At 39.9% G+C, this 26943-nt stretch carries 31 protein-coding genes; 18 read left to right on the top strand and 13 right to left on the bottom strand.

Annotated elements, in window-relative coordinates; translation table 11 throughout:
* Window positions 1–86 precede the first annotated feature (86 nt).
* Both KUV80_RS07825 and KUV80_RS07830 read right to left on the bottom strand, forming a co-directional pair.
* Window positions 87–998 carry a CobW family GTP-binding protein gene (locus KUV80_RS07825; protein WP_222462083.1) on the bottom strand — a complete coding sequence of 304 codons (912 nt, stop codon included), beginning with the start codon at window positions 996–998 and terminating at the stop codon, window positions 87–89.
* Between the two features lie 69 nt (window positions 999–1067).
* Window positions 1068–1643 (bottom strand): thioredoxin family protein, encoded by a 576-nt coding sequence (locus KUV80_RS07830; protein ID WP_222462084.1) that lies wholly within the window; start codon window positions 1641–1643, stop codon window positions 1068–1070.
* 429 nt (window positions 1644–2072) lie between these two features.
* Here KUV80_RS07830 and KUV80_RS07835 point away from each other — a divergent pair, with 429 nt between their 5' ends.
* Window positions 2073–2579, top strand: a complete 507-nt coding sequence (locus tag KUV80_RS07835) for a cupin domain-containing protein (RefSeq protein WP_425308416.1) — start codon at window positions 2073–2075, stop codon at window positions 2577–2579.
* Between the two features lie 114 nt (window positions 2580–2693).
* On the opposite strand, the gene KUV80_RS07840 is transcribed toward KUV80_RS07835, so the two are convergent.
* The 5 genes from KUV80_RS07840 to KUV80_RS07860 all read right to left on the bottom strand — a co-directional run bounded on the left by KUV80_RS07840 (window position 2694) and on the right by KUV80_RS07860 (window position 7758).
* A complete protein-coding gene (locus tag KUV80_RS07840; protein ID WP_222462085.1) occupies window positions 2694–3782 on the bottom strand; it encodes an MBL fold metallo-hydrolase in 1089 nt (362 codons plus the stop codon).
* 276 nt (window positions 3783–4058) lie between these two features.
* A complete protein-coding gene (locus tag KUV80_RS07845) occupies window positions 4059–4229 on the bottom strand; it encodes a hypothetical protein (RefSeq protein ID WP_222462086.1) in 171 nt (56 codons plus the stop codon).
* 39 nt (window positions 4230–4268) lie between these two features.
* Window positions 4269–5270, bottom strand: coding sequence for a S8 family peptidase (locus KUV80_RS07850; protein WP_222462087.1), 1002 nt, complete (start codon window positions 5268–5270; stop codon window positions 4269–4271).
* A 286-nt stretch (window positions 5271–5556) separates the two neighbouring features.
* Complete coding sequence (locus tag KUV80_RS07855) at window positions 5557–6720, bottom strand: S8 family peptidase (RefSeq protein WP_222462088.1); 1164 nt, start codon at window positions 6718–6720, stop codon at window positions 5557–5559.
* A gap of 306 nt (window positions 6721–7026) precedes the next feature.
* Complete coding sequence (locus KUV80_RS07860) at window positions 7027–7758, bottom strand: sulfotransferase domain-containing protein (RefSeq protein ID WP_222462089.1); 732 nt, start codon at window positions 7756–7758, stop codon at window positions 7027–7029.
* 147 nt (window positions 7759–7905) lie between these two features.
* Between KUV80_RS07860 and KUV80_RS07865 the strand changes: the two genes are divergently transcribed.
* The 5 genes from KUV80_RS07865 (at window position 7906) to KUV80_RS07885 (ending at window position 11799) form a co-directional block, all read left to right on the top strand.
* Window positions 7906–8403: a peroxiredoxin family protein gene (locus KUV80_RS07865; protein ID WP_222462090.1), complete on the top strand. Its 498-nt coding sequence runs from the start codon at window positions 7906–7908 to the stop codon at window positions 8401–8403.
* Window positions 8404–8658: 255 nt separating this feature from the next.
* On the top strand, window positions 8659–9090 hold the full coding sequence (locus KUV80_RS07870; RefSeq protein WP_222462091.1) for a DUF4395 domain-containing protein: 432 nt from the start codon (window positions 8659–8661) through the stop codon (window positions 9088–9090).
* Between the two features lie 223 nt (window positions 9091–9313).
* Complete coding sequence (locus KUV80_RS07875) at window positions 9314–10042, top strand: ABC transporter ATP-binding protein (RefSeq protein WP_222462092.1); 729 nt, start codon at window positions 9314–9316, stop codon at window positions 10040–10042.
* Window positions 10032–11072 (top strand): ABC transporter permease, encoded by a 1041-nt coding sequence (locus tag KUV80_RS07880; RefSeq protein WP_222462093.1) that lies wholly within the window; start codon window positions 10032–10034, stop codon window positions 11070–11072. The genes KUV80_RS07875 and KUV80_RS07880 overlap by 11 nt, the downstream gene beginning before the upstream one ends.
* Window positions 11073–11142: 70 nt before the next feature.
* Window positions 11143–11799, top strand: a complete 657-nt coding sequence (locus KUV80_RS07885; RefSeq protein ID WP_222462094.1) for a TetR/AcrR family transcriptional regulator — start codon at window positions 11143–11145, stop codon at window positions 11797–11799.
* Window positions 11800–11822: 23 nt separating this feature from the next.
* Here the strand turns inward: KUV80_RS07885 and KUV80_RS07890 are convergent, their stop codons facing one another.
* From KUV80_RS07890 to KUV80_RS07900, 3 genes are all read right to left on the bottom strand, one after another.
* Window positions 11823–11996: a hypothetical protein gene (locus KUV80_RS07890; RefSeq protein WP_222462095.1), complete on the bottom strand. Its 174-nt coding sequence runs from the start codon at window positions 11994–11996 to the stop codon at window positions 11823–11825.
* A 102-nt stretch (window positions 11997–12098) separates the two neighbouring features.
* The gene (locus tag KUV80_RS07895; RefSeq protein ID WP_222462096.1) at window positions 12099–12386 is read right to left on the bottom strand and encodes a hypothetical protein; all 288 of its coding nucleotides are present in this window, start codon (window positions 12384–12386) and stop codon (window positions 12099–12101) included.
* On the bottom strand, window positions 12383–12817 hold the full coding sequence (locus tag KUV80_RS07900) for a VOC family protein (protein ID WP_222462097.1): 435 nt from the start codon (window positions 12815–12817) through the stop codon (window positions 12383–12385). Before KUV80_RS07900 ends, KUV80_RS07895 begins: the two co-directional genes overlap by 4 nt.
* A gap of 126 nt (window positions 12818–12943) precedes the next feature.
* Between KUV80_RS07900 and KUV80_RS07905 the strand changes: the two genes are divergently transcribed.
* Together KUV80_RS07905 and KUV80_RS07910 are read left to right on the top strand one after the other, a co-directional pair.
* Entirely contained in the window at window positions 12944–13873 is a 930-nt protein-coding gene (locus KUV80_RS07905) for an MBL fold metallo-hydrolase (RefSeq protein ID WP_222462098.1), read from the top strand.
* 4 nt (window positions 13874–13877) lie between these two features.
* Window positions 13878–14267 carry a glyoxalase superfamily protein gene (locus tag KUV80_RS07910; RefSeq protein ID WP_222462099.1) on the top strand — a complete coding sequence of 130 codons (390 nt, stop codon included), beginning with the start codon at window positions 13878–13880 and terminating at the stop codon, window positions 14265–14267.
* Window positions 14268–14329: 62 nt separating this feature from the next.
* Here KUV80_RS07910 and KUV80_RS07915 read toward each other — a convergent pair whose 3' ends face one another.
* A complete protein-coding gene (locus KUV80_RS07915) occupies window positions 14330–15469 on the bottom strand; it encodes an acyl-CoA dehydrogenase family protein (protein ID WP_222462290.1) in 1140 nt (379 codons plus the stop codon).
* Between the two features lie 345 nt (window positions 15470–15814).
* On the opposite strand from KUV80_RS07915, the gene KUV80_RS07920 reads away from it, so the two are divergent.
* From KUV80_RS07920 to KUV80_RS07935, 4 genes are all read left to right on the top strand, one after another.
* Window positions 15815–16849, top strand: a complete 1035-nt coding sequence (locus tag KUV80_RS07920) for a hypothetical protein (RefSeq protein ID WP_222462100.1) — start codon at window positions 15815–15817, stop codon at window positions 16847–16849.
* Window positions 16850–16921: 72 nt separating this feature from the next.
* Window positions 16922–17608 (top strand): response regulator transcription factor, encoded by a 687-nt coding sequence (locus KUV80_RS07925; protein ID WP_222462101.1) that lies wholly within the window; start codon window positions 16922–16924, stop codon window positions 17606–17608.
* Window positions 17592–19007 carry a sensor histidine kinase gene (locus tag KUV80_RS07930; RefSeq protein ID WP_222462102.1) on the top strand — a complete coding sequence of 472 codons (1416 nt, stop codon included), beginning with the start codon at window positions 17592–17594 and terminating at the stop codon, window positions 19005–19007. The genes KUV80_RS07925 and KUV80_RS07930 overlap by 17 nt, the downstream gene beginning before the upstream one ends.
* A 258-nt stretch (window positions 19008–19265) precedes the next feature.
* On the top strand, window positions 19266–19415 hold the full coding sequence (locus KUV80_RS07935) for a hypothetical protein (protein ID WP_222462103.1): 150 nt from the start codon (window positions 19266–19268) through the stop codon (window positions 19413–19415).
* A 196-nt stretch (window positions 19416–19611) separates the two neighbouring features.
* Here KUV80_RS07935 and KUV80_RS07940 read toward each other — a convergent pair whose 3' ends face one another.
* Window positions 19612–19848, bottom strand: coding sequence for a hypothetical protein (locus KUV80_RS07940; RefSeq protein WP_222462104.1), 237 nt, complete (start codon window positions 19846–19848; stop codon window positions 19612–19614).
* Window positions 19849–19899: 51 nt separating this feature from the next.
* Window positions 19900–21186, bottom strand: coding sequence for an MFS transporter (locus KUV80_RS07945; RefSeq protein WP_222462105.1), 1287 nt, complete (start codon window positions 21184–21186; stop codon window positions 19900–19902).
* 142 nt (window positions 21187–21328) lie between these two features.
* Between KUV80_RS07945 and KUV80_RS07950 the strand changes: the two genes are divergently transcribed.
* The 6 genes from KUV80_RS07950 to KUV80_RS07975 all read left to right on the top strand — a co-directional run bounded on the left by KUV80_RS07950 (window position 21329) and on the right by KUV80_RS07975 (window position 26938).
* A complete protein-coding gene (locus tag KUV80_RS07950; RefSeq protein WP_222462106.1) occupies window positions 21329–22513 on the top strand; it encodes a DHH family phosphoesterase in 1185 nt (394 codons plus the stop codon).
* Window positions 22514–22795: 282 nt separating this feature from the next.
* Complete coding sequence (locus tag KUV80_RS07955; RefSeq protein ID WP_222462107.1) at window positions 22796–23458, top strand: spore coat protein; 663 nt, start codon at window positions 22796–22798, stop codon at window positions 23456–23458.
* Window positions 23459–23599: 141 nt separating this feature from the next.
* Window positions 23600–24232 (top strand): LysE family transporter, encoded by a 633-nt coding sequence (locus KUV80_RS07960; RefSeq protein WP_222462108.1) that lies wholly within the window; start codon window positions 23600–23602, stop codon window positions 24230–24232.
* A gap of 60 nt (window positions 24233–24292) precedes the next feature.
* The gene (locus tag KUV80_RS07965) at window positions 24293–25048 is read left to right on the top strand and encodes a YqcI/YcgG family protein (protein WP_222462109.1); all 756 of its coding nucleotides are present in this window, start codon (window positions 24293–24295) and stop codon (window positions 25046–25048) included.
* 120 nt (window positions 25049–25168) lie between these two features.
* Window positions 25169–26119 (top strand): arginine deiminase family protein, encoded by a 951-nt coding sequence (locus tag KUV80_RS07970; RefSeq protein ID WP_222462110.1) that lies wholly within the window; start codon window positions 25169–25171, stop codon window positions 26117–26119.
* A gap of 39 nt (window positions 26120–26158) precedes the next feature.
* Window positions 26159–26938 carry an alpha/beta fold hydrolase gene (locus tag KUV80_RS07975; RefSeq protein ID WP_222462111.1) on the top strand — a complete coding sequence of 260 codons (780 nt, stop codon included), beginning with the start codon at window positions 26159–26161 and terminating at the stop codon, window positions 26936–26938.
* The last annotated feature ends 5 nt before the right edge of the window (window positions 26939–26943 follow it).

Here is a 26943-nt window from a genome sequence, read left to right on the forward strand (position 1 = left end):
AATGCTCGATAAGGACGCATATATGAATGAGTATTGTTTAAAATAAAAAACGCTTGGTTGATGTCTCCAAGCGTTTTCTGTACGTCCTATTCTTTTTCAATCTTCTTTAAGCCTTCTGTTAATGACTCTATATCTAGATTTTCTCCAATAAAAACAAGGCGTAAAGGCATCTTCATCCATTCTTTTTCATAAGAAGGCAAACCATAGGAATATTGGAAAAGATAGATCTGACCATCTTCTAGTTTTACATATCCCTTGATGCGATAAATGGACGACGGAGCTTCGCGGAGCCAATTTTCAAAGTCTTCTTTGTTGACCGATCCCTTGAACGAATATACCCATGTTTTCACTTTTAAATGGTCTTCCGTTACTCTTTGATGCTCTTTTCTTTCTTTTGCATGTAAAGCAAATAGCTGATCAAGATCTACCTTCGCAAAATCAGTCAAGACATAAGGCGTTCCATCATTCATTTGTTTGGAATCGTCTTTCAACTGCTGAGTTTGTTCTTCGGTTAATCTCCCTGACTTGTTCCATATAATAAAGTCCGCATGCTTGATCTGTTCGAGTATGAGCATTTTAGCTTGTACACTCATCGTGTTCCGGTCAAGCCATCTTGGTGCATCCATAACGGAAATGATTCCAGATACGTACAAGTCATCCAGCAAATAAGGGGACAAGCAAGCGTCAAGTACATCAATGGGATGAGCAGCACCAGTGGCTTCAATAATTAACGTATCCAGTTCATTTTCTTTACAAAGCGCCCATAGCTGCTTTTCTAGCTGATCGGATAACGAACAGCAAATACAGCCATTTAGTAACTCTTTTAACGGAACATCCCCAGGAACCGCATCTGAGTCAATAGACACCTCACCGAGTTCATTCATTAATACCGCTGTTTTATGGTTTTGTTCTTTCTCACGTTTCAGCAGCTGCTTGAGCAACGTTGTTTTTCCACTTCCCAAAAAGCCCGCTAAAATAAGGACGTTCACTTTTTTCATGTAGCACCTCATAAAAAGATCATTGATTGTTGCATTCTACTATATCGTCATGCAAAAAAACAGCCCTTATTATAGGCTGTTAGGATTGACTTTCGATAATAACTTTTTAATAATATCCAGACTGACCTCTTCCCATAGGGCATGGTCTGTCGTAAAAAGTGTAGCTATTTTTTCCGCAAAAAGCTTGAACGCTTTTTCATACCGCGGGTCATCTTTAGCAGGAAGTTTCTTTTTACGTTCTTCAACAAGCGTCTGAAGTTTTGGAGCACGAGGTCCCCACTTCACGATTTCTTTTCCTTTTTCATCAATAAAAATAAGGATTGGAATCGACTTCGCTTTGTTTGTTAAGTAACGATCCATTAGTTCTGAATGCTTGTCACGCAATATAAAACGGACATCAATAAGGGCTTCGTCCGCCATCCGCATAAAAACAGGGAGATTCAGCATCGCATCACCACACCAGTCTTCAGTGATTACGATTGCTCTTAACCGGTTTTTTTGCATGCCTTGCAACGCATCTTTCATCGGATCTGGAAGTACGAATGCATTATAGATTGTAAGCAGATTGTCTTTGTGCGTGTTCATAGCATGAATATATGCATAGCGAGTCATGCCTTTTTCAAACCATGTATTGAGGTCAGTCATTCTGTATTTCCTCCCTGTTCATCTTCTCCTCTTATTGTAACCAAACAAGGGGGAGTTGTGGCAATGAAAACGCCTTAAAATTTCATTTATTTGGTCCTTTTACCCTGCTCTGAGTTTTTTCTGGAGTTGGGAAACAGCGAACAAAAGCAGGTATCTCTCATGCGGCGTTAACCGGAGCCAATCCTTTACTTTGTATTTCATACTGATTTCCACCTTTCACTAGCTTTTAAACCTCTTACTTCTTTAATACCACTTCTTCCAAAAAAAGAAACTTTTTTTAGCACATTAGTTTTCGTCAAATATTGAGTTCTTTCGCACGTATCCTTTCATTTTCTTAATAACCTATCTCCTTATAATATAAAAAAAGAAGATTACAATTGTATAAATAAGGGAATGAGATTTAAAAAAAGTGCGAGGAGTTTTGGACTCATGAAAATGTTGAGTGAAGATGTCAAAACACTGTTTTTTACAGATGACGGAAAAATCCCGAATCATCCTTCTCTGCCTGTTCTTCTTTACGTGGGTGAATTGAAGGAGCCCGAAAATGCTTTACACATATTCAGTGAGAACGGTTGGACAAATGGATGGGAGAATGGTGTGTTCGATTATCATCATTATCACAGCAACACACATGAAGTGTTAGGAGTCATAAGTGGTGAAGCAGAAATTCTTCTTGGCGGCGAAAATGGAGTGTCTGTAAATGTTGCAGCCGGTGATGTTGTTGTCCTGCCAGCAGGCACGGGGCACAAAAAAATGAACGCAAGTCCGGACTTTAGGGTTGCAGGAGCTTATCCAAACGGAATCGAGCATAATCTAAAAAAAGGAAACCCTGTTGAGCGGCCATCTGTCCTAGATGACATCATGTTGGTTCCCTTGCCTGATCGTGATCCGGTTTTCGGTAAAGAAGGACCATTGCTCAACCTATGGAAGAAGTAAAGATGTATAAGCTGACTCAAAAGGACAAGAGCATCTGCCCTAATGGTGTCAGCTTTTTTAGCATGCTTACTTGGTGCGGAATTTCAGAATATGGGCGTATTGCTTATAGACACGTTATTTCCACCAAGTTGATTGCGGGAACTCTCGATCAAGCTTGACAATCTCTCCAATTCTTGGGGTTGAAATGGCGACATTATATTTTTTCGCAGCTTTTATGGCCCGTTCTACAGGATCTGTCCAGTCATGCAGAGATAACGTAAAGGCACCCCAATGAATGGGAATCAATGTCCGTCCTTTTACATCAAGATGTGCCTGTATCGTTTCTTCTGGAATCATATGGATGCTGGACCATTTTTCATGATATTGCCCGCACTCCATCAATGTTACGTCGAACGGTCCTAACTTTTCACCAATCTCCTTGAAATGGGGACCATATCCGCTGTCTCCGCTGAAATAAAGGTTTGTATCTTGGCCTTTTACTGCCCACGAGCACCATAACGTAGTGTTTCGATCTCTTAATCCTCTACCAGAAAAATGCCGTGCTGGTGTGCAGACGATTGAAAGATTTTCAAACTCTACAGAATCCCACCAATTACATTCTCTAATGCTGTCCGAATTGACACCCCATCTTTCAAGATGTCCACCTACTCCAAGCGGTACGATGAACTGTCGAACTTTGCTTTGCAGCTTTTTGATTGATCCGTAATCCAGATGATCGTAATGATCATGCGAAAGAATCACTAAATCAATCGAAGGAAGCTCTTCAATCCTAAAAGGCAGTTTTTTGCTGTACCGTTTGTTGCCAAACCATGGGGCAGGTGATGGGGCCTTCCCAAACATAGGGTCAATGAGCACGCGTTTTCCATCCATCTCTAATAAAAACGCAGAATGACCGAACCACGTAAGGGTTGATTCCTTACCTACGTTTCGGTGTGACAGTTGTAACGATTCAATCGGTAGTGGGTCTTTAGGCTGTCTGTCTGGGTTTCCTTTTAAATATTCTTTTAACACTGGAAGCATAGTACGAAAATCGTTAGCCATTTCTGTAGGAATTTGATTAACAAATCTGCCTTTTGAGTGATGCTTCAGTTCGTTAAATACAGCTATTGTTTCCTTATGAGGCTTGCGTCCAAAAACAGGATGAAAATTTAAGAATAGAATGACGGAAATGATAACTACAATGAAAATAAATAGTACAAACATGCTTTCTTCCTTTCTACACGTACAATGGTAATAACATACTACTACTTATGTTTCCTCGTTCACAACTTTTTAAGACTAAAAATAAATGGAGCGATATGTCTGCTTTTCATAAGCACGAGCAGGAGGAAGCTTGTTGATACATTTTGTTACAGTGATTTGCGGAGAGTTTTTTCTTCAAAAAAACTGTTTTATATCGTTTTTACCACACACAAAAAGCTGACCCATACTGGACACAAGTGTTGTCCAACAGATCAGCTTTCACTCTTCTCTATTCATTTAAGCACTTTCCTTCTCTCTTTTCTTGGCGTTTTTCTTCTTTCGTTTCTTCTTTTTACGTTCTAGCTCTTCTTTTTTCATCTGGTTTTTAGCCCGCCTTCGCATCTCTTCATAGACACGTACACAAAGCGTAGCAAAGCTGATAAGGAGTGCCAAAATTTTATACGCCATCCTCCATCACGCCCTTCCATACTAGAAATTGGGCCGTAATCATGAATCTGACTCTCTTGTTGCAGCCGTTTCAATCGGAGTTCTCATTGCTCTAAATGTATCTTTATCACAAACTGCTTTATCTTGCGCGTTTAAAACGAGCAGTCCGTTCCCTTCTGCTTTTTTCGTGAGTCCGATGCTTAACGTATTTTTCACGAGCTGTGCATATACTTCCGCTTCTGATAGTTCACGGCCAAACAATTTTTCCTCGCGTTCGATCAGCAAAGCTGCTGCCCCTGATACATGTGGTGTCGCCATTGAAGTTCCAGACAGCTTGGCATATTTGTTCCCAGGGTAGGTTGAAATAACATCAACTCCAGGAGCCACTAGGTCAATCTCGTCGTTTGTATTTGAAAAAGGTGCCAGTTTCATTTTTTTATCAACAGCACCGACCTGAACCACTTCCTTATAAGCACCAGGATACGCATGCTCGTTTGTGTCTTCTTTGTTGTCCCCTTCATTTCCAGCCGCACAGACTACAAGTACGTCCTCCAAAACCGCTCGTTTTATCGATTCATGCAGTTCTTTCACATCGTTCGGTCCACCGAGCGACATTGAGATTACACGCACTCTCTCGCCGTTCTCACCACGCCATTTAACGGAATAATCGATCGCATCAATGATTCCTTGATACGTTCCGCTTCCATTTTTACCAAGCACTCTACAGATCAACAGCTTCACATCAGGTGCAACTCCCGCAACACCAGCATTGTTTAAAGTTGCTGCAATGGTTCCTGCCACATGTGTTCCATGATAATGAGCATCGGTATAGTCGTCTTTTTCACCTTGTACAAAATTCCGTCCTCCAACGATGCGGTTAGCAAGCTCAGGATGACTTGTGTCACAGCCCGTATCTAGCACGGCCACTACGACACTTTGTCCTTTCTCGCCTTCCCTCCAAAAAGCAGGAGCATTGATCATTTCGACACCATATGGAATTTCTTCTTTTGATGTTTCCATGACATCTTCTAACACAAACGGGATTAAGCGAATTTCACCCATCGTTCTTACCTCCTTTTAAATTGGTAGTTTAATAGAACGTGTAGATTCTCGCTGAGGGTGCTATTATCATTATTCTACCAAACTGTCAAAAGTTACCACAAGTCCTGTTTTATAAATGAGGAATTATGTCTACATCGACATTTTACGCAAGTATCCCTAAGACTTTCCTTACATTCCATCCGACAATTCGACACCAATCCCTAGTCTTATAAAACTATTTTCAAAAACAAAGACCCCCAAACCGGACATTTGCCCGATATTGAGAGTCTTTTTTTGTTATAACCGATTAGTAACGAACAGCATTTGCTGCGTTTACACGGCCTTTCGAGTAATACGTGCCTGTACCAGGAGTGGAATTCGTTGTGTTTTCGATTGCAGCACGAATGTTAGCTGCACTTCGGCCTTGTGAAGCTAGTAATCCAGCGATACCTGCAACTAGCGGACAAGCCATTGATGTACCTGACATATACGCATATCCACCATTACGAACAGTAGAAGCGATATCTACTCCAGGTGCTGCTACATCCACCCAAGAAGATCCATAGTTCGAGAATGAAGCTTTAATATCGTTGCGGTCAGTTGCTGCTACAGCGATCGCATTTGAGTAATAAGCCGGATAGCTAGGAGCAGATGTGCTTTCATTACCAGCTGCCGCCACTACTACTACCCCTTTAGAAGCTGCATAGTTTACAGCGTTTTGAAGGGAAGTTGACCCGCTTGGTCCACCAAGGCTCATAGAAACAACTTTAGCTCCGTTATCAACTGCATGATAGATTCCATTTGCAATGTCATCAAGAGTTCCGCTTCCGTTTGCATCAAGTACACGAACGGCATAAATCATAACGTTCGGAGCCATACCTGCAATTCCTTTAGCGTTGTTTGTCGTTGCAGCCGCAATACCTGCTGCGTGAGTTCCGTGGTCATGCAAATCCATTGGGTCCCAATCGTTATCTACGTAGTCATACCCTTTAATTACTCCACCTGTTAGATCAGGGTGATTGTAATCTACGCCAGTGTCGAGAATTGCTACTTTTACAGTTGAAGATCCGCGTGTGATATCCCATGCAGATTGTGCACTTACTTTTTGTGGTGCCCATTGTACGCCATTGTTGAAATACGTATCATTCGGTGTCCAGCTTATACCATATGTATAGTTTGGCTCCGCGTATTCTACTTCTCCACTTTTTTCGTATTCTGCAATCGCTTCTTCTACCGTGCCTTCTTTTACTTTAATAACATGGAATTTGGGACCTTTTTCTTTTACTTCATCTTTTGCATTGGCAGTCAATGACTTTGCTTTTGCATCTGAAACATCATCTTTAAATTTTACGATAATTTCCTGAGGAGTCACTTTCCCTTTCTCTTCTTTGCTCAATGCTGCTGAAGCTGGTGATGCTAGAGATACTACTAATGGTAAAACCGCTGCCATAGTGGCAATCTTCTTTAACATGTACTTCACTCCTTTAGATTATTAGATGACTAACAATTACTAATATAGGGGTGAAATGACAGAAAATAAAGAAAAATTTTACTATTCTAACAAAAACAAATAAATCCTACTAAATTTTAAAAGTTTTAACTTAAAATAGGAAATATGCACTGTTTTCAAGTTCATAAAAATTATATCTTTCTTCATCTACATGCAGGAAATTCGCGGCACGGCAAGCGATTTTTATTAAGAGAAATATAAAGTTTAGAAAAAAAATTATTGGGTAGTAGGACTAGATGGAAATGTTGTCATTGTCCAAGTGGCGCTCTATTCATAACCCATGTCCTCCAATAAGTCTTGGCACTCTCTAATAAAGGTTTTGATGTTGGAATTAGTAAATTCGGTCTTCCAACCACCGCTTGTACCTTTTCTGAAAGTCCCGGATTTTGAAGGCTCTATGTTTTTTTTCATAGCTTGGATGATTTGATAATAGTTACTTGGCAATTTACCATCTGTCAGATGATAAAGGATTCTATAGAATTCATGATCTTGTTTTCCAGGTTCTCTCACATCTTCATATTTCAAAACGAGTACATTAGGATCCCCTATCCATTTTGTAAAGGTTCCGATAATCACATTTGTACCTGAGTAGGCAAATTCTTCTTCCTTAATTCCTGTAATGAGATGGTTGATAATTTGTTCTTTTGTTAGATTATATTCATTGGCATAGCGTAGAACGGGGTGATCGGGGAGAGTTCTATACATGTAATAGTACAGGGATACGATAATATCTCTTGGGTCTCTAATCAGAAATAATTGTTTAACCTTATTATTATTTAGTTTTTCAGCATTAAACGTGGAATAAAATAAATGCCCATAGATGAAGTGGTTTGCTGGTATCGAGGTTATTCGCTGTATATTATGAGGGTTCTCTTCATTCATATAACCCATAATGTACGGCAAAACCAATTTCATTTCAGGAATTCCCTCTATAATTTGCAGCAAAAGGTGTGTGCCGCTCTTCGGAACGCTGTTTAATATAAATGGTTTAATAATCAAATATAACAATCCTTTTATTTAATAGTTTGCCTTCTCTATTATATTCAGTGTAAAAGGCAAGGTTCTAAAAATAGACAGGTTTGTTTAATTTTCGTGATAAAAGGAATACCTACACATGTAGACTTAATTTTTTGGAGGGATGTTTATATGTTAAAAGTAGGAGATCAAGCACCAGATTTTACGTTAAATAGCAAAAACGGCGATTCATTTTCATTTCATCAGCATATGGAAAGTGATAATCGTTTCCACCTTCTCGTTTTCTTCCGTGGCGAGTGGTGTCCGGTCTGTAACGATCAATTAAAAGAACTTGAACAAAACATTGATACATTTAATGAATTGAACACCCACATTCTTGCGATTTCGACGGATGAAGCCCAGAATTTGAATAAAATGCGTGAAACGCACTCGCTCTCTTTCCCTCTCTTCAGTGACCCTGAACGAAAGGCAGCTGAACCATATGGTGTTCAGTATCACAATGGTCAGCTCTATGAAGATCACGGGGATCACGGGGAACCTGCCTTATTTTTAGTGGACGATAAAAAACGCGTACTGTACTTTGATATCCAAACCGGTCCATTCGGCCGTCCAACAGCGGAAGACTTAAGAAAAACGATCAAGTACATTAAGAAAACCCTACAGAGTTAATGAAAACGGAGTGAAGGCATTTAGCGCCTCACTCAGTTTTTGTGTAATTTTGTTAAATACCTCTCTTCCCTTCACTCAGAATAGTCATTCTTCCGCCAAAAAAACCCACTCACCTGCGTCTTGTGCCAATTCTTTTCTCCACTTTATCTTCTTACCATGAGTTCAGTGATTTCTTCCAGTGCTTAACACTTCACAATCGACTCGAATACAATTACAATAAAATAACTAAACCAATAAGAAAGGTCGGAATTATCGATGACTCAAAATACTGCTTCCATCCCTAGACCTTTAGTTCGAGCGAATCAATGGTTCATCTTTTTGTCCGTTATTGCTACTTGGCTCACGGATCAATCGTGGATTCTGGTGCTTCCATTAACCGCTGGATTACTAGGCACGTTTTTCGGTTATAATCCTGTGATGAAAGTGGCGAAATTATTCTTAACTAAGAAGCCCTCTGAATACATTCCTGAAGATAAAGAGCAGCAGCAGTTCAATCAATACATCGCTATCTTCCTTTTAGCTCTTGGTTTCATGAGCTATTCATTTGGCTGGACTTCTGTTGCACTTATCGCCACTAGCTTGGTCGCCCTGGCTTCCTTTATTGCCATACTAGGCTTTTGCGTCGGATGTTTTATCCGTTTTCAATGGCAGCAGTATCGCTATCGAAAAACGCAAGATCAACCGTAATTAAAGGACTCCATGTTTATTACAAGAAGATAAAAAACAACCATTTGTTCTTAAAGAGCGAATGGTTCTTTTTTTTATTACTTTGTTGCTTCTGAAAAGTAAGTCAATATACATGTATAAAATGAGTGAGTACTCACTTGACAAGATCAATCCATCTGCATATGCTAAAAGTAGTTAGTGAGTGATTACTCACTTTTTATAATTAATTGAGGGAGGTCTCTAAATGAACTCTATGATACAAGTGTCCAATGTCTCGAAAAACTTCAAATCCCACCGTGTTTTAGAAGATATTTCACTTAACGTTGACAAGAATGAGATATACGGATTACTTGGCCCATCTGGTGCCGGAAAAACCACACTCGTTAAGATGATCGCTGGAATTGAAACACCTTCGTCAGGAAAGATAACGGTCCTTGATACGGCCATGCCAAGTCTTCCCATCATGACACGCATTGGATTTATGGCACAGTCTGACGCTCTTTACGGTGAACTAAGCGGTAAAGAAAACTTGGATTTTTTTGCCTCCATATACGGGTTAAAAGGAAACAAAAAAAAGGAGCGCATTTCTCATGTCGCAGCACTTGTAAACTTAACAGATTTCTTAAAAAAACCTGTTCATCAGTACTCAGGCGGAATGAAGCGACGCCTCTCGCTTGCAGCCGCTCTTCTTCACGAACCCGAAATTCTGATCCTTGATGAGCCGACTGTTGGCATTGACCCCGTTCTACGTCAGTCGATTTGGAACGAACTTTACAAATTGAGCAAGAGCGGAACAACTATTCTTGTCACCACACATGTTATGGATGAAGCTGAAAAATGCAGTCAGCTCGGTATGCTGCGAGATGGACGTTTAATCGCGTCAGGGTCTCCCACACAATTAAGAGAGTCCACATCAAGTGTAACAATTGAAGATGCATTCCTTTATTACGGAGGTATTCGCTATGAGAATTAGAGCTCTTGTCAAACGAATCATCCGCCAGTTCGGTCGTGATAAACGAACACTCGCCATGATGTTTCTTGCACCGCTTCTGATTTTAACGTTAGTGAATCTCGTTTTTTCAGGAAACGACTATGTACCGAAAATCGCTGTCGTTAGCAAACAGCAACAAATTGCAGAGAAATTAATAGAAGCGGATAAAGCATTTACACTTTATAAAAATAGTGATGACGCGATGAACGACTTAGAGAATGCAGAATTGGATGCGGTTATAGAGTTCAATCCTTCATCCACTAAAATCACATTAGAAGGCAGCAATCCTACAGCGAACAAAATGGCTCTCATGACGATTGAAAAAGCATTAAAAACATTGAATCCAAAAAACGAACAGACGCAAACGGTCATAAAGCCTGAAATTGATTACTTGCATGGTTCATCGGACATGGAGACGTTTGACTATATCGGCCCGTTTCTAATCGGATTCTTCATCTTCTTTTTCGTATTCTTAATCGCAGGTGTCTCATTCTTACGAGAAAGGACAACAGGAACCTTGGAAAGATTATTAGCAACACCCTTACGCCGCTGGGAAATGGTTGTTGGATACGTCCTTGGATTCGGAATTTTTACCGTTATTCAATCAGCAATCATTGTCACGTTTTCTATTTATGTACTCGACATCATTATGGCAGGGGCTATCTGGTTCGTCATGCTCATCACCTTGATGCTTTCTGTAACGGCATTATCTCTTGGAACATTGCTTTCAGCTTTTGCTAAAAACGAACTTCAAATGATTCAGTTCATCCCGCTTGTCATCGTACCTCAAGTATTCTTCTCAGGTCTGTTCAGCATTGAAACGATGACCGACTGGCTGCAGCCGTTAAGCGTCATCATGCCTCTTACGTACGGAGGGCAAGCGCTTCGAGACATCATGATTCAAGGCGGAGGCTGGGCTCAAATCTATGATGAAGTTCTTGTACTTGCTGGTTTTTCATTGTTGTTCATGATGTTAAACGTACTGGCACTCAAAAAACATCGCAAATTGTAACACGTTTGTTCCTTAAAGAAAATGTGTCTATAATGAAAAGAAATGCACCGTAATAAAAGGAGAAACACATATGTCCGATCAAGAATGGATAACAGTACTCATGAACGATAACGATGACACTGTAATCAGCGACAAACAGCGAAAAATTTTAGAAGCAGCTATTGATACGTTTTCCGAAAAAGGATATGCTGCCTCTTCCACAAGTGAGATTGCAAAAAAAGCAGGCGTTGCAGAAGGTACGATCTTCCGTCACTATAAAACAAAGAAGGAACTCTTGCTCGCGATCGTAACGCCAACAATAGCAAAGTTTATCGCTCCTTTTTTCATTAAAACTTTTGCTAAAGAAGTGTTTGAGAATGAGTATGAGCATTATGACGATTTCTTACGAACGGTTGCCCGGAATCGCTTAGAATTTGTAAAAAAACACTTTCCGGTGCTGAAGATTTTTATTCAAGAAATCGCGTTTCATGATGAACTTCGCGAGCCTTATCAAAAATTGTTCACAGAGCATGTCTTTTTGAAATTTAAAAAGATCATTGAACATTTCCAGGAAAAAGGAGAAATTATTAAGCTGCCACCTGAAACGATCATGCGGATGTCAGCAGCAAGCATTATCGGATACATCCTTCCCCGATTCCTTCTTTTCTCAAATCATGAATGGGACGATGAAAAAGAGATTGAGCAGATCGTGGAATTCATCATGTACGGAATAAGTGGAAAACGATAACACAAGATAAAAAATCCGCCCTTTTAACGGGGCGGATCTTGTTTATTGCAAGATTCATTGTTGACGATCACCGTGCTGATTGGAGTATAGTGAGAAATGTTTTGAATAGGATACATGGTCGTTGGAGACAATGCTTTTGCAGATGGATCAAGCAGTATGTACCCGCATACGAATAGTAACCCAATGCCCCATCTCATACTCTCACCCCCTGACCCGTTTACAAAAAGAAAGAAGAACCAAGAGCGGTCTCTCTGGTTCAAAATTATCGTTTCTATTTGATTTCCCTTTTTGCAACGTATTTAAGCAAGATTTTTTCTCCGGATCGGTTCTAATGAACTTTTCTCTTTTAAAAGGATAACAAACGAGCTGACAGCAAGAAGCAAGAATATAGCACCAGTACCAAGGAATCCATTCGCATAGGCAGGAATTTCTGCTGTTGGTACGTTTTTATTGATTTCTATCCACAAAAACGAGACCCCGATTCCGGATCCATCAACGTCTTCGGCTCCGATTGCCCTTAAGTTCATCCCTTCTGTCAACAAAAGTACACCGATCAAGGAAAAGAGGATACCCGTTATCCATCTCATCTTTTTACCTCTGTATGAAGTAAGTCTTGCATTCTTTTAAAATTAGGACTTAATACACTCCACACATCAAACCGGTTTCCGTCTGGATCAGAAAAGATAAAGTTCTCACCTGTATGACCTCGATCTTCAATTTCCCCAGTTTGGATTCCTAGTTGTTTAAACTTCTCATGCAAAGCATACAAGCAGTCTGCTCCATCCACTTCAAAGGTTAAACAACATCTTGTTTGTCCGTTATAATCAATAAAGTTTGCACTTTCATTTTGTTGAGATTTTACAAGAAAAAAACTTTGATTCGCTAAATTCATGATGGCTTTATCTTTATCTTGAAATTGGATTTCGGCCCCAAGTTTCTCCGCATACCATTTGGCTGAATCAGCCGGGTTCTGAACGGGCACATACGTAGTGCCAACTCGCATTAGTTTTTCATTCATCCATTATCCTCCTCTCCATTAACTTTATGAGTAATAATTCTTTTTTATCTAAAGAAAATCCTTCATTGACCAAGGATTTACAAGTATGAAAGAGAAAATTACAAAGAGAGGAGGTCGATTTTAAATATGTTAATAGACTATCGAAGTAATCATTTCGAACTTCACAAAATGAAAGAAGGAATATATGCAGCTATCAGTAAAGACGGTGGCGGTGCGGTAGGAAATGCGGGTTTTATAGATTTAGGAAACCGAACCATCGTGTTTGACACGTTCAACACACAGCAAGCAGCCATGGACTTAAAGCACTGTGCCGAGGAGTTAACGAATCGACCCGTATCGTGGGTCGTGAACAGTCATTACCATGGTGATCATATTCGCGGAAATCAAGTCTTTTTAAACAGTGGAATTCTTTCGAGTGAACAGACATACAAAAAAATCAAGGAGGTTCAGCCCTCCCGCATTGCGTCACAAAAACAAGATTTAGAAGGCTTACAAAATCATTTTCTTTCATTACAAAAAGAATTTGAGCAGACTTCGGATCCAAAGATATTGGTTCAAATCAGTTTCTTACAAGAGATGTCCGTTTCCTTGCCTACTCTAGAATTGACACTTCCTTCATACACGTTCAAGGAAGAATTTACGTTTCATGGCAATGAACGGACAGCAAAGTTATTTACATGGGGTCCGGCTCACTCGCCATGTGATGCATTTCTATACTTGCCTGAAGATGAAGTACTCTTTATGGGTGACCTATTATTCGTCAACACCCACGCATCATTTTTTGATGAATCCGATCTTGAGAACTGGAAGCGTACTTTAGGAAAACTGGAAACATGGAGCGTGGAGACAGTCGTCCCAGGTCATGGCCCAATCGGAACAAAATCAGATCTTAAGACCTTGATACAATACATCCAAGATATAGAAGTGCTTGCAAACTGTACGAGTGGTGGAGACCAGATAGAAATGCCCATGAAGTATAAAGATTGGTCACTTCCTCAACTTTTCATGAAGAACATCAATCACATACAGAAATCATTCGAGATGAACAGGAGTTAAGGCAATGAATAACAAAGGATTTTATGTAAAAGATGTTACCCCTATTCTACGTATCTTTGATGTCGAGAAAGCAAAAGCCTTTTATCTTAACTTTTTGGAGTTCGCCTTAGATTGGGAGCATCGATATGAGGAAAACTTCCCATTATACATGCAAGTTTCTTTAGGTTCTTGTAAGCTGCATTTATCAGAGCATTATGGAGACTCAAGTCCAGGTGTTAAAATTCGGATTGAAGTTGAGGCAATCCATGTACTTCAGGAGACGTTGCTCTTAAAAGAGGATAAGTACTGCAGACCAGATTTTGAAGAAGCCCACGGGCAGTTAGAAATGACGATTACCGACCCTTTTGGCAACCAGATTTGTTTTTTTGAACCCTTACAAGAGTTGAAAAAATAAAAGAGCGGATATTTCCCCGCTCTTTTTCATTTGTGATTAATCCAACTTGGAGTTATTCTGCCTCACAAAAGCGCTCTTTTGGCAAGCATACTAATAACCATATCATCCATTGGCGGATTGTGCAGACCTGCCCGAACATCACGATAATACCGCTGCAAGGGACTTGACATCGCAAGGCTTCTCGCCCCCACAATCCGCATCGCAAGATCTACCACTTTTGCCGCAGAGTTCGTCGCCACATGCTTTACAGCGAGTAAAGAAGGTCCCATCTCCATTCTCGACTGTGGCTCGTTTACCCATTTTGCTGCAGCACCATACAACAGCTCTCTCGCTTTAAAAAGTTCCAGTTCCATTTCACCGATCTTACGCTGAACTTCGGGAACTTCTCCAATTGGGCCCGGCAAGCTGTTTGGTTTATACGTTTTTGCAAAGTTAACAGCTTCGTTTCGAGCAGCTAACGCCACACCTAAGTAACAGGCTGGAATGTGAAGCAGCCAAGCTTTTGGTACATCCCGACTTCCCCTCTCCTCTTCTACGAGTGCGTTCTCACTTACCTTTACATCTTTCATAATAAGATCGTCACTTCGGGTACCGCGCATCGCTATCATGTCCCATGTTTCTTCAATGGATACCCCGTTTTGTTTCATATCGATTAAATAGTTTCCTTTTTTACCTGTGTCACCGATTTGTGCAGAAACAATTGCATAATCTAGTGCAGGAGCCATTGAGGTGAATGTCTTTGTTCCATTAATGACCCAATTTCCGTTTTCCTTCACCGCTCTAGTTTGCGGCATGCCTCCGCGCGTTGGACTGCCTGTTGCAGGTTCCGTTGCCGCTCGATTTACGAGTGCCTGCTGTTGAACAACTTTTTCACATAATGATCGAAATATTGCTTCATTCCATGATCGTTCTTCAGCCAATTCTAAAAAACAGCCTAAGTGCCAGCCGAGACAGAGTGCTGTTGCGGCATCCCCCTCTGCAATTCTTTCTTGCAAAAGTACAAATTCATATAAACTCAAACCCTCTCCACCAAACTCTTTCGGTATGGTGAGCGATAAATAGCCTGCTTGTTTTAACTCTTCTATATTCTCAAAAGGGAAACTGCTTTCCTGATCATGCTTGTCTGCTCGTTTGGCAAACTGATAAGCAAGTGTATCGATTTTAGTAAACCACTCTTGCTGTTCTTCATTTTTTATATACATCTCATTTAAATAACTCACTTAAACGCCAATCCCTTCCTAACAAATCAGAACACTATGGTTTTGAAGTATAGTGTATGCTTTTTCTTAAAAAAACGGCAAGGTATTAGTCCCATAATTCCCGTTTGACTTCTTCCTGACACATTCCTATTTTTTTCTTTATGGCGATTCTTCCACATTTTATTTAGTTTGCTTGATCACTTTGCAGAGAGAACTATTTCTAAAGTTTTTTTCACGATTGCATCCTTTTGACATGGTACTGACATTTTCATTGGATACATTAAGTGTACAAGGTTCAGCTCCATTTATTGACCTTTACAACCACATCAACTAGGAGGTACATGTTTTATGAAGAAATCAGTTATCGGTTTTACACTTGCTGGTGCACTGCTAGTCGGAGGATACGCGACTACCTCTCTTGCAGCGGACAACAATAAGTCGGAATCAACCTTCACCTCATCAAAACTGTGGGGACTGAAAGGAAAAGGCCACGGCCATTTTAAGGGCAGCTCAGAAGATCTCCTACAAAAAGCGAAGGATCTTGGAATCAACACGAGTGGGAAAGATGCGGGAACCTTAATGAAAGAAATTCGTGAAGTGAGGATTACAGAAGAAGCAAAGAAATTAGGAATTGAGACGCAGAACAAAGCCATCGATACACTTCGTGAGGAAGTTCGACTCGCAAAGCTACAGAAGAAAGCAAAGAATCTAGGAATCTCTACTAACAATAAAGATGCCAGCACCCTTCATAAAGAAATCCATTTCGCACAGCTAAAAATAAAAGCGAAAGATCTTGGTGTTACTACTGACGGAAAAAATGCACAAACACTAAAGGAAGATATTCATAAAGCAATATTGTATAAAAAAGCCGAAGAACTTAATATCTCAACTGATGGGAAAGATTTGCACACTGTAAAACTTGAAGTGATGACAGCCGTGATTCATAAAGAAGCAAAAGAACTTGGAATACCAACAGATGGCAAGCCATTAAAAGAGCTAGCGCGTGAGGTCGTATCTGCTCGCGTCAAGCTAGAAGCTCAAAAGCTAAACATCATAATCGACGGAAAGAGGATTCGTGAAATTACATTTGAAGTACGAACGAAAAAAGTGCAGAACGTAGCAAAAGAATTAGGAATTCCTACAGAAGACAAAACAACAAAAGAACTGATTGATGCCATTAGGGAAAAAGATGCCGATAAGATAAAAGAATTACGTGATGATGATTTTTTCGTTAAAAAAGGGTTCTTCGGATCAAGAGGACATCATGGGGATAAACATCATGACGCTGGTCAGAAAAATTTTCGTGAAGATGCACCTTCTGGTGGTGAAGGCGAACTCCAAATGAATACAGAATTACAGATTGAAAGCGGAAACGAATTGTAATCTGTTAAACGGTCCCCAGTCTATAAAACTGGGGATTTTTCAAGTATAGTAGGGATAACGGGAGGGGCAGCGATGAAAACCATTTTGCTTGTTGAAGACGAAGAAACCATTTCAAGAGTATTGACGGTGTACTTACAACATGAGGGATACGAAGTGCTGCAAGCCTTTAATGGTGAGAAAGCACTAACACTTTTTCTCGAGCAGACTCCTAATCTTGTTATACTGGACGTCATGCTTCCGGACAAAGACGGTTGGAGCATTCTTCAAGAGATTCGTGAGATCAGTTCCTGCCCTGTTATCTTGTTAACCGCTCTTGGAGATATTGATTACCGGTTAAAAGGATTAAATCAAGGGGCAGATGATTACATAACGAAACCATTTATCAGCGAGGAAGTCATTGCCAGGGTCAATGCGGTATTGCGCCGCTCTCCAAATGTTTTAGATTCGGAAAATACGAAACAATACGGCTGCCTTACGATCAACCTGGATTCTCACGTCGTTAAGATAAACGGAGAAACAGTCGTATTAACGCCGAAAGACCTTTCCTTGCTCCTCTTTTTATCAACTAGACCGAACCGCACATTTACGAGAGACAGCTTGATTGGGAATGTGTGGGGTATGGATTACGATGGTAGCGATCGAGCAGTAGATCTTGCGATAAAACGAATCCGTCAAGCATTGGCAAAATGGCCTAGTTCCCAAGGAGAAATCCGGACATTAAGAGGATTGGGGTATCAGTTCTGTGTTTACGAAAAATAAAAACCGGACCACTTTGCTAAAATATTGGACGACTCGATACGTGTCTACTCTTTTTATCGGACTGCTTATTCTTGGCGTGTTTTCTTTATGGTGGATCAGGCACAATACAATAGAAAACCGGTTAACACTTATGGAATATACTGCAGCAGAAACAGCCGACCGAATCGGGCTTACAGATAGAAGAAATGATTTTAATTCCTTTAACCGAAGGCTTGATGACCGGGCTAAGTTACTTCAAATGAAAAAACCGCCAGAGTTGTTTATTACGAATTTGAACGGCAACATTTTAAATGCCAGATCACCTCATAGAGGCCGATTGCCAAATGAGCATCCACTTCAAAGTCTAAAGAAAATTCCGGCAAAAATTTTAGATACGAATGAAACAATTCAAAAGGTAAAGATAGATAGCAAGCCCGTGTATGTCGTCAAAAAGCCCATTATGTTTGAGGGCAATCAAGCTGGATGGGTTGTTGTGGTGCAGACCGCTTCACAAGTAACGAACGTAAATCAAGAATACAGATTCCCAATCTTCTTATTAGTTGGTATAGGCCTCTTAGGCTGGATAGTGATTTATTTTCTATCTAAAAAAATCGTTAAACCCATTCAAGATGTGGCACGAGCAGCATCCCAAATTAAAGACGGTAATTACGACATCAACCTGAACACCCACGCAAAAGAAAAGGAATTATATGAACTATTAACGTCATTTGAGGAGATGACAAGTCGTTTATCACACCTAGAGAAGCTTCGAGCGGAATTGCTGGCAGGTGTAACGCACGATTTAAAAACACCCGTCACCTCAATCAGTGGTCTTGTTCAGGCCGTAAAAGACGGCGTTGTTTCTGGCGAAGAACGAAATGAATTTTTGGAAATCACATTAAAAGAAGTCAACCGTTTACAAAGGATGATTGAGGACTTGCTCGATTACAACTCACTTTCTGCTGGTGCTTTTTCCATTCGCAGCGAAACCTGCCATTTTAATGAAATGGTAGAAGATATCGTGCATCAGTGGAAAATGACACAAAATGAAGATATTGATATAGAAGTGATTCTTCCTCGTGCCAACATTTATAGAGAAACGGACCCGCTTCGCTTGCAGCAGATTTTGATCAACCTTTTCAATAATTCCTATCACTCTATTGATTCTACAGGTTCAATAACCGTAACTCTTACCGAAAACAGCATCGACGTACAAGATACGGGTTCTGGAATTCCTGAAAAAGAACAACCTTATGTGTTCGAGCGTTTTTTTCGGGGAGAAAAGAAGAAACTAAAGGTTAGAGGACTCGGTTTAGGCTTGCCATTTAGTAAAATGCTTGCCAAAGCACTGGGTGCAGATCTTGTATTAAAAGAAAGTTCTCTACAAGGAAGTACGTTTTCTATGGTTTGGAAAAAATAGATTCAAAAGCATTTACAAGAACACTTGTTCGTGTTATTCTATATGTAGGTTAGAACTTCCAACACCTAACCTCCCCACCAGCAGACCGGCCCACCCAGCCGGTCTTTTTTTCAAAAATAGAAAAAACGTTAAACCTACTAGATCAATGCATTCGACTCTAGAATAACGCACATAAGCTTACTGTGTAAAATTATAAAAAAGTTAATTTTGTAATATATTTTGTTTTTTTACAAATCCTAACTAGTGGAGGCGACAAAAATGAAAAAACAAGATAAATCAAAAGATAGTAACCAAAAAGCAGATTCTATGAACCCTGTGGATCAGGGGTTAAACTTGGTTGCTCAAGTAGTTAATAATATTACTGGTCTTGACAAGGGGAACGATGGCAAAAACAATAATAAAGTTTAAATTGAACGCCTTTTTTTAGGCGTTTTTCTTCTTGCCTAATGACATCTTGATTCTCGTACAATTTTTCTGCAAAATCACTTGTGTTTTCCATCATTATAGCCCCTCTCATCCATTTACAGGAAAAAAACTCGTTTCTTAACATACAGCAAACCGTACAAAAAAGCTCTGCAAACGATTAGGTTAGCAGAACTTCTTCTTAGTACATTCGTTGCCTTTTGACCCACAACCATAGAGCTAAAACGAGATGAATCGCTATTACTACAAGTACAGCTCCATATCGATCTGCAATCCAGCTCACAAACCCTACAAGCGGAAGCGTTAAAAGCAGATTGACGATCATCAGCACCCAGGATGTTCTGGCAATTGCCACAATAAACAGTACAATAGGTGCTATAGTAAGGAGCCAAAATAAACCAGTTTGAAATAAATCCATAACTTCCCCTCCGCTTTTCATTATATAAGGGGTTCGTTACTTTCTCCAGCTTTAAACTGGTACTTTTTCTTTAAAAACTACCTCTTTCTCAGCTTCTGATTCTTCATCTTCATATCTTGGTAATGTGAGTAAATAAAAGACACCAACGATTATTAGTGACACACTGACGACCCAAAAAAGAGCTTCTACAGTCACAAATTTCGGGAAGAATGCAGCGATTAATCCGAGAGTGATCGTATGTGACAACATATTGATCGGGGTAATCCAGCCTTGAACACGCCCCATCATTTTAGGATCAACAATCTTTGGCAGCCATCCTCCAATTCCTATGTTGATAAGTGGGATTGATAGACCCAAAATTCCCGTGAACACAAAGAATGTCCATATATGTTGGGCAATCGCACATAAGCCAATGGCTGCTCCACTAATAAAAAGTCCAAGCACAATGGCATAGGAAAGCTTTATCTTGTTTGCAATCATTGAACATAACACACTGCCAACGAGAACTGAAACACCAAAGACGACTCCCATCCACATCATCATCTGCTCGTAATTATCCGGTGCGAGTTTGTACTTCATGATGAACGCAGGCATAACGGACAAACCACCGTTTACTACTCCAAACATAAAGAAACCAAAAATTAAGGACATGAGTAATTTTGAACTTTTTATATAGGAAAAACCCGCTCCAAAATCTTGCCATACCAATTTGATGTTTATATCTTTATACTTGTGATTTCCGTTAGGAAGACGAATTTCTTCGTCCACTTTCATGCTCATTATTAACAATGCAGAGATAACATATGTTACAAGATCGAACACGATTGCCCCTTGGATTCCGATCGTCCAATAGATAAATATCGCTATCATATTTCCGAAAAGCATAAACACACTACCTACCATTTGATTTAAACCTGCGGCTAGCGTATATTCGTCCTTTGATAAAATTCCCTGCACCATAGCAGAATCAGCTGGAAAAAAGAACTTACTAACAGCACTTCGCAGAAACAGAATGGCAAAAATTAACGGCATCCAGTCCAGCAAAATTGCTCCTATGAGCGCAAGACTAAGAGCCGCACAGATCCAATCACAATAGATGGCAATCTTTTGTCGGTCCATCCGGTCAGCCAGTACACCCACAATAAAAAAAACAGCAAGTGTAGGAAGAGAATACATCAATTCTGCCAATGTTGCATAAAAGGGCTGTTCGCCAAACTTATCTAATAAATAAAACATAAATGCGGTAACGCCGATAATACTACCCATCGTTGAAGTAAAACCGGCAAAGAACAACTTACTAAAGTTTCGGTTCTGAAATATTTTCAGAAAATCCTTCATCAAACGACCTCCATTATGTTTGAAACATATATCCACTTACCATTTTCTACCTAATTCCAACTTTTGTAAATGTTTTTTTAGGTTGAACTTTAGGCATTATGACGATACTCTAGACAGAGAGCAAAATAGAGAGGATACTGACATGATTCATTTATTTTCACACAATGATTTAGACGGAAAATCGTGCGGATACCTGGCACAATTAGCATTTGGAGACAATTGCAAAATATCTTATTGTTCTCACGGCACCATTAACGACCGTGTAGAACAGCTATTGGATAACCCGAAAGAACGAAAAACAGAAATTATTATCACCGATATTGCGGTTAATGAAGATTTAATGATGCGATTGGATGAACGTTCTAACGCAGGCGGAAAAGTAAAACTTATCGATCACCATGCAACAGCTCTTCATTTTAATGGCTTTGACTGGGGACACGTTCAAGTTCGTTATGACGATGAACGTCTTACTTGTGCCACTTCTTTGTTCTATGAGTACTTATTAGAGAACGGAAAGCTTAAAGATACCGGTGCTTTAAAAGAGTACGTGGAACTTGTAAGACTCTATGACACTTGGGAATGGTTTGATGAAAAGGTAGAAGCGAAACGCTTGAACGATTTATTCTTCATCCTGCCTCCTGATAAATTCGAAGCACAAATCATGGAACGCCTTAAAGGTGATTCATTCGAATTCTCTGAAACAGAAACGACAATCCTAGACCTCGAAGAAGAAAACATCGCTGATTATATTAAGAAGAAACAGCGTCAGATGGTGGAAATCTGGGATACTTGGTCTCTTGGTGAAGGATCTGAGGAGAAGACTTACAAGATTGGTATTTTACACGCTGAACGTTATCATTCTGAACTCGGTAACGAAATCAACCGTGAAAATCCACATCTGGATTTGATTGTTATTCTTAATATCGCTAACAAACGAATCGGTCTCCGCACCATTCATGAGGAAGTAGATTGTTCCGTTTATGCAAAGCAATACGGAGGCGGTGGCCACCCTAAAGCATCTGGCGGAACGATGACACCTGAAGCATTCGAAAAGTTCGTCGTGGCAGCTTTCCAAGAACAGCCTCGAAGAAACGATGCGCCAAAGAATGAGCAGAACGTGAAAGAAAATCCTGATGGAACGTTATACGTAAACAAATACCAAGACGTTTCAAAGATATTTTCTGAAGATAACACAACATGGTTGATTACACATAAAACTCATCCTGTAGAGGAGACGTTTGACAGTTTCCAAGCAGCTGAAAATCACGTGAAACGGCATTTCGAGGGTTGGTTAATGCGAGATGACGAAGCAAACAACCATAATTAAATAAAAGACATACGGACTGGCACAAATGGTAGTAACAAAACCAAAATTGCGCCGGTTTTTTTAGGTTCTTTTCTCAAAGAATGTTGCTAATGGTCACTTTTTCTTCTTTGACAAGTTGGTTGGAGTGCAAGGGGCGAGACTCCTGTAACGAAGACAACTACATTCAAAAACAACAAGTTTTACGAAAACAGCCCTTTTATTTAAATTTGATTTTTACATACATGATTGTGGGTAAAGTAGGTATCCTAAATACGAAAATGATATTTTTAGGAGGAAACTGCTATGCCTAACCAAAACCAAAATCAAATACAAAACGGAACACAGATGCCCCCTAACATGATGGGCAATCAAGCAATGAATCAAAACCATGGTGGTCACGAATTATTTGATGCTCATGAAGTTATTGCTGGAATCATCAGCATGCTCGATCTGTATCAACTGTATGATCAGCACATTCAAGATCCAGAACTAAAGGACATTAACCACCGTCAAGCTGCATTCGTTACACAAATGTACAATACGATCGTGGACTGCTTCAAAACAGGACAAGATCCACAAGTACCTACTCAACAATATAAAATGAACCAAAACAATAATTCGATATATGGTGTTAAGCCGGGACAGCCGAAGAAGCCTAATAAATCAGTGAATGATCTATCCGACCAAGGCTTATCTGCTTATATGCTAGGTAACACAAAATCATTAGCATCCCTATTAGCCATGACTGCACTAGAGATGACTAATCCTGTTCTACGCCGGGTTATCGCTGACAGCGTACCTAACTTTATTGAGATGAGTTATGAAACGTACCTTTATCAAAATAAACACGGTTATTACCAGGTTCCCCAATTAAATGATCAAGATATGGCTCTTATGCTTCAAAGCTATGCTCCTGCACCCGCACCACAACAAGGAAAGCCGAACCAAGGAAATATGCCTCATTAAGTAGAGTCTCCCCCTGGACGTTATCTTGAAAACGCCCAGGTTTTTTTATGAATGTTTGATCATACTTCTCCTTTCAAAACCGTTAATACTTCCAGACATGTCCGAATATACTATACGGATGATGCGAGAGGTGGTCTACATATGAGTGTATTCTTTAGTTACATCTTATTAGGATTGTCGTTGTCTGCCCCTATGGGTCCGATCAATGCTGCTCAATTGGACAAGGGTATCCGATATGGCTTTATGCATGCCTGGCTTGTTGGTGTAGGAGCTATGGCAGCGGATGGTATATTCATGCTTTTCATTTACTTCGGAGTTGCCAGCTTTGTGGATACCCCTTATATCAAAACATTTCTTTGGCTGTTCGGATTTTTCGTATTAACATATACAGGTATTGAGAGTATTGTTAAATCAAAAGCGTCAGCACACCTCGAAAATGGAAATGGCCGTCACGAAACGAAGAAAAAATCGTTCGGAACCGGTTTTTTTATGGCCATTTCTAACCCGTTAAATATATTGTTTTGGTTAGGCATATACGGTTCCATTCTGGCACAAACCTCTAGTAAATATGAATCTTATCAGCTCCTCCTTTATAGTACAGGCATTTTTCTTGGTATTACTATATGGGACCTGACCATGGCTGGTGTGGCGACTGGAGCGAGAAGAATGGTGAACCCTCAAGTACAACGTGGTATTTCCGTATTGTCTGGCATCGTTCTTATTGGCTTTGGCATCTATTTTGGCATTCAAGCTCTACACCAATTTATCACTTAGACAGACACCTAACTCCCCCCCTCCTAATAGGATAATTTTAGCCTAGGGAGGGATTATTTAATGGATTTAGTGTCTAAGAGTTGGCTCGATCAACATGTACAAAAGCTTGAAAATTGGAAGCAATCAGCATACAACCATTTTACTGAGATGATTTGCGATGAATCACACCCTTATCCGTGTGTTCCTGGAAAGATCGGTTTTCAAGACGACAACTTAAGGTTCGGATTTGTAGATGACCCAAGAGAAACCGCTTCTTGTGAACAGCTTGCCTCGTTACTTAAATCATATGGAAAGGTCTCGCGTGAAACTGGAAAATACGCTTCACTTGTTGTGTTTTGTGATTCTCGTTCAATCGATCCTTCGACAAGTATCGAGACGTATCAAGATTTGTTTTGGTCCATATTAAATGGTGTTCATGAAATAGATCAAACACCTTGGCCCGAGCACATCCCTACAGATCCGCATGATAGCGCGTGGGAATTTTGCTTTGATGGTGAACCGTATTTTGCCTTTTGTGCGACACCTGCTCATTCGGTTCGAAAAAGCCGAAAGTTCCCTTATTTTCTATTAGCTTTTCAACCAAGATTTGTGTTTGATGAGATTAATGCTTCTACATCGCTTGGGCAAAAATTAAAAAAAGCAATACGCAGACGCCTCATCAGCTACGATGGTGTCGATCCGCATCCAAATTTAAAATGGTATGGCCAGAAAGATAATCATGAGTGGAAACAATATTTTTTGAGTGATGATGAATCCACTCCTTCAAAATGCCCTTTCACAGCTATGATGAATAAAATGAAAAGCCTTCGACCGTGAAGGCTTTTTTTATTTGTCTGATAACCTTCACAATCCTACTGATCCCACCATTTCTAGAATAATTTGTTACATCTGGGAGATAGTAAAAAAAGTTTAGTTCATAAAGGAGTTTGAACGGAAATGAACATTTATCCGAATTGTTGGAGTGAGCATGATGCTTTAAAGACGGTCCTTGTTTGTTCTCCTTCCGCTTTAGATGTACCAGATTTGCAGACCGCAAAGGATGTCCAATGGGAAAAAGCGGTTGATCAAAGAATTGCCTTTCAACATCATGAAAACCTGGTTCGTGCAATGGAACAAGCGGGTGTTAAAGTTATAGATTATTCGGAGTATCTGTCTTCTGATGACTTACAGCTTCATGAGCAATTGATTAACAGGATCTTTGTTCGTGACTTAGCTTGTGTGTTCGGAAATATAGTTATCCCTGGTGAAGCAGGAACTTCTATGAGACGGCCTGAATATGTACAATCGCACGTATTGTTTCAAAAATGGTTTGATCAGAAAGATACCTTTCGCATTCAAGCGAACAATGAATGGAAAGCCTTAGAGTATGGCGATGTGCTGATTTTAAACAAAGATGCTGTCTTTATTAACACAGGTATTCGAACAAGCATCGAAAGTATTGAAAGAATTAAACCTCATATATTTCAAGCGGGGTTTTCCGAGATTGGCATTATTGATCTGCCTCGAAGACCAGATACCTTGCATTTGGATATGAACTGTAATGTCGCTGGGTCCGATATTCTTATCGCAAAAAGTTACATGAGGTATTTTCCTATTCACCTTATAACAGAAAAAGCGTCAAAATATCAGATGATGCAAGAATTTCTGAATCGTCATGGCTTTGATGTTGAGTGGACTGGTGAGGTGAAACATACCGTCTCTGATATTAATTTCTTGAATCTTGATCCCGAGACCATACTTATTAGTTCAGGAGCGAATAAGAAAATTTTTAGTCATCATCCTAAATTACAAAAGAAAAGGCTGATTGAGATCAATGTTAACGAATTAGAAAAAGGCGGTGGCGGCATCCGTTGCATGACCTTGCCGCTAGAACGAATTAAAGAATAATCTGTTATAGTACAAAACAAGATTTAGAGGTGTTTATACATGCCCCACTTAGAAAGAGATGGTGCTTCTTTATTTTACAGTGTGCAAGGTGAAGGTTTGCCAATCGTCTTTATCCATCCACCTCTCCTTACCTCTGAGAATTTCAAATATCAGGTAGACGAACTTTCCAAACAATATCAGGTAATTACTTTTGATATTAGAGGTCACGGCAAGAGCAGTTACTCTTGTACTCCCCTTACCTATTCAATAATAGCTCAAGATATCAAAAGTCTTTTGGACCATCTTCAAATTCCAAAAGCGTTTTTGTGCGGTTATTCTACAGGCGGTTCGATCGTATTAGAATTTTTGCTCACGTATGGGGATAGAGCCTTTGGAGGCATCGTGATCAGCGGGATGTCAGAGGTATTTGGCGTTTTAAAAGATAAAGTTTTTTTAGGATATTCTCTCGCAAAACAAAAGGCTATTCCACTCCTAGCATTGTCGGTTTGCAAAAGCAATTCAAACAACGATGACATGTATCAGCTGTTATTACAGGCTGCTATGAAAGGCAACGCAAAAAATATTGAACAATATTACGGATACAGCTTTGATTATAACTGTACAGACCAGCTTAAAAAAATCCATCTTCCCGTTTTGCTTGTTTATGGCAGGAAAGATAGACAATTTCATGCGTATGCAAAGATCCTTCATAAAAAACTGCCTCATAACGAGCTCAAATTTATAGAAAACGTAAAGCATCAGATCCCTACGAAAGCGGCAGCTGAGCTTAATGTAGAAATGGTACGTTTCATGGGCAAACAGAAGGATTACACACCATAATAAAG

Source organism: Fictibacillus nanhaiensis (assembly GCF_019801215.1).
In the GTDB taxonomy this organism is placed as follows: Bacteria; Bacillota; Bacilli; order Bacillales; family Fictibacillaceae; genus Fictibacillus; species Fictibacillus nanhaiensis_C.

What these genes read in the sequence shown, in the direction of transcription:
- KUV80_RS07920 (WP_222462100.1), top strand. Translation starts at nt 15,815, where the DNA reads ATGAAGAAATCAGTTATCGGTTTTACACTTGCTGGTGCACTGCTAGTC.
- KUV80_RS07825 (WP_222462083.1), bottom strand. Translation starts at nt 998, where the DNA reads ATGAAAAAAGTGAACGTCCTTATTTTAGCGGGCTTTTTGGGAAGTGGA.
- KUV80_RS07965 (WP_222462109.1), top strand. Translation starts at nt 24,293, where the DNA reads ATGGATTTAGTGTCTAAGAGTTGGCTCGATCAACATGTACAAAAGCTT.
- KUV80_RS07905 (WP_222462098.1), top strand. Translation starts at nt 12,944, where the DNA reads ATGTTAATAGACTATCGAAGTAATCATTTCGAACTTCACAAAATGAAA.
- KUV80_RS07955 (WP_222462107.1), top strand. Translation starts at nt 22,796, where the DNA reads ATGCCTAACCAAAACCAAAATCAAATACAAAACGGAACACAGATGCCC.
- KUV80_RS07870 (WP_222462091.1), top strand. Translation starts at nt 8,659, where the DNA reads ATGACTCAAAATACTGCTTCCATCCCTAGACCTTTAGTTCGAGCGAAT.
- KUV80_RS07845 (WP_222462086.1), bottom strand. Translation starts at nt 4,229, where the DNA reads ATGGCGTATAAAATTTTGGCACTCCTTATCAGCTTTGCTACGCTTTGT.
- KUV80_RS07960 (WP_222462108.1), top strand. Translation starts at nt 23,600, where the DNA reads ATGAGTGTATTCTTTAGTTACATCTTATTAGGATTGTCGTTGTCTGCC.
- KUV80_RS07880 (WP_222462093.1), top strand. Translation starts at nt 10,032, where the DNA reads ATGAGAATTAGAGCTCTTGTCAAACGAATCATCCGCCAGTTCGGTCGT.
- KUV80_RS07940 (WP_222462104.1), bottom strand. Translation starts at nt 19,848, where the DNA reads ATGGATTTATTTCAAACTGGTTTATTTTGGCTCCTTACTATAGCACCT.
- KUV80_RS07900 (WP_222462097.1), bottom strand. Translation starts at nt 12,817, where the DNA reads ATGAATGAAAAACTAATGCGAGTTGGCACTACGTATGTGCCCGTTCAG.
- KUV80_RS07950 (WP_222462106.1), top strand. Translation starts at nt 21,329, where the DNA reads ATGATTCATTTATTTTCACACAATGATTTAGACGGAAAATCGTGCGGA.
- KUV80_RS07850 (WP_222462087.1), bottom strand. Translation starts at nt 5,270, where the DNA reads ATGGGTGAAATTCGCTTAATCCCGTTTGTGTTAGAAGATGTCATGGAA.
- KUV80_RS07945 (WP_222462105.1), bottom strand. Translation starts at nt 21,186, where the DNA reads ATGAAGGATTTTCTGAAAATATTTCAGAACCGAAACTTTAGTAAGTTG.
- KUV80_RS07975 (WP_222462111.1), top strand. Translation starts at nt 26,159, where the DNA reads ATGCCCCACTTAGAAAGAGATGGTGCTTCTTTATTTTACAGTGTGCAA.
- KUV80_RS07910 (WP_222462099.1), top strand. Translation starts at nt 13,878, where the DNA reads ATGAATAACAAAGGATTTTATGTAAAAGATGTTACCCCTATTCTACGT.
- KUV80_RS07970 (WP_222462110.1), top strand. Translation starts at nt 25,169, where the DNA reads ATGAACATTTATCCGAATTGTTGGAGTGAGCATGATGCTTTAAAGACG.
- KUV80_RS07925 (WP_222462101.1), top strand. Translation starts at nt 16,922, where the DNA reads ATGAAAACCATTTTGCTTGTTGAAGACGAAGAAACCATTTCAAGAGTA.
- KUV80_RS07890 (WP_222462095.1), bottom strand. Translation starts at nt 11,996, where the DNA reads ATGAGATGGGGCATTGGGTTACTATTCGTATGCGGGTACATACTGCTT.
- KUV80_RS07830 (WP_222462084.1), bottom strand. Translation starts at nt 1,643, where the DNA reads ATGACTGACCTCAATACATGGTTTGAAAAAGGCATGACTCGCTATGCA.
- KUV80_RS07935 (WP_222462103.1), top strand. Translation starts at nt 19,266, where the DNA reads ATGAAAAAACAAGATAAATCAAAAGATAGTAACCAAAAAGCAGATTCT.
- KUV80_RS07915 (WP_222462290.1), bottom strand. Translation starts at nt 15,469, where the DNA reads ATGTATATAAAAAATGAAGAACAGCAAGAGTGGTTTACTAAAATCGAT.
- KUV80_RS07885 (WP_222462094.1), top strand. Translation starts at nt 11,143, where the DNA reads ATGTCCGATCAAGAATGGATAACAGTACTCATGAACGATAACGATGAC.
- KUV80_RS07835 (WP_425308416.1), top strand. Translation starts at nt 2,073, where the DNA reads ATGAAAATGTTGAGTGAAGATGTCAAAACACTGTTTTTTACAGATGAC.
- KUV80_RS07855 (WP_222462088.1), bottom strand. Translation starts at nt 6,720, where the DNA reads ATGTTAAAGAAGATTGCCACTATGGCAGCGGTTTTACCATTAGTAGTA.
- KUV80_RS07875 (WP_222462092.1), top strand. Translation starts at nt 9,314, where the DNA reads ATGAACTCTATGATACAAGTGTCCAATGTCTCGAAAAACTTCAAATCC.
- KUV80_RS07865 (WP_222462090.1), top strand. Translation starts at nt 7,906, where the DNA reads ATGTTAAAAGTAGGAGATCAAGCACCAGATTTTACGTTAAATAGCAAA.
- KUV80_RS07895 (WP_222462096.1), bottom strand. Translation starts at nt 12,386, where the DNA reads ATGAGATGGATAACGGGTATCCTCTTTTCCTTGATCGGTGTACTTTTG.
- KUV80_RS07840 (WP_222462085.1), bottom strand. Translation starts at nt 3,782, where the DNA reads ATGTTTGTACTATTTATTTTCATTGTAGTTATCATTTCCGTCATTCTA.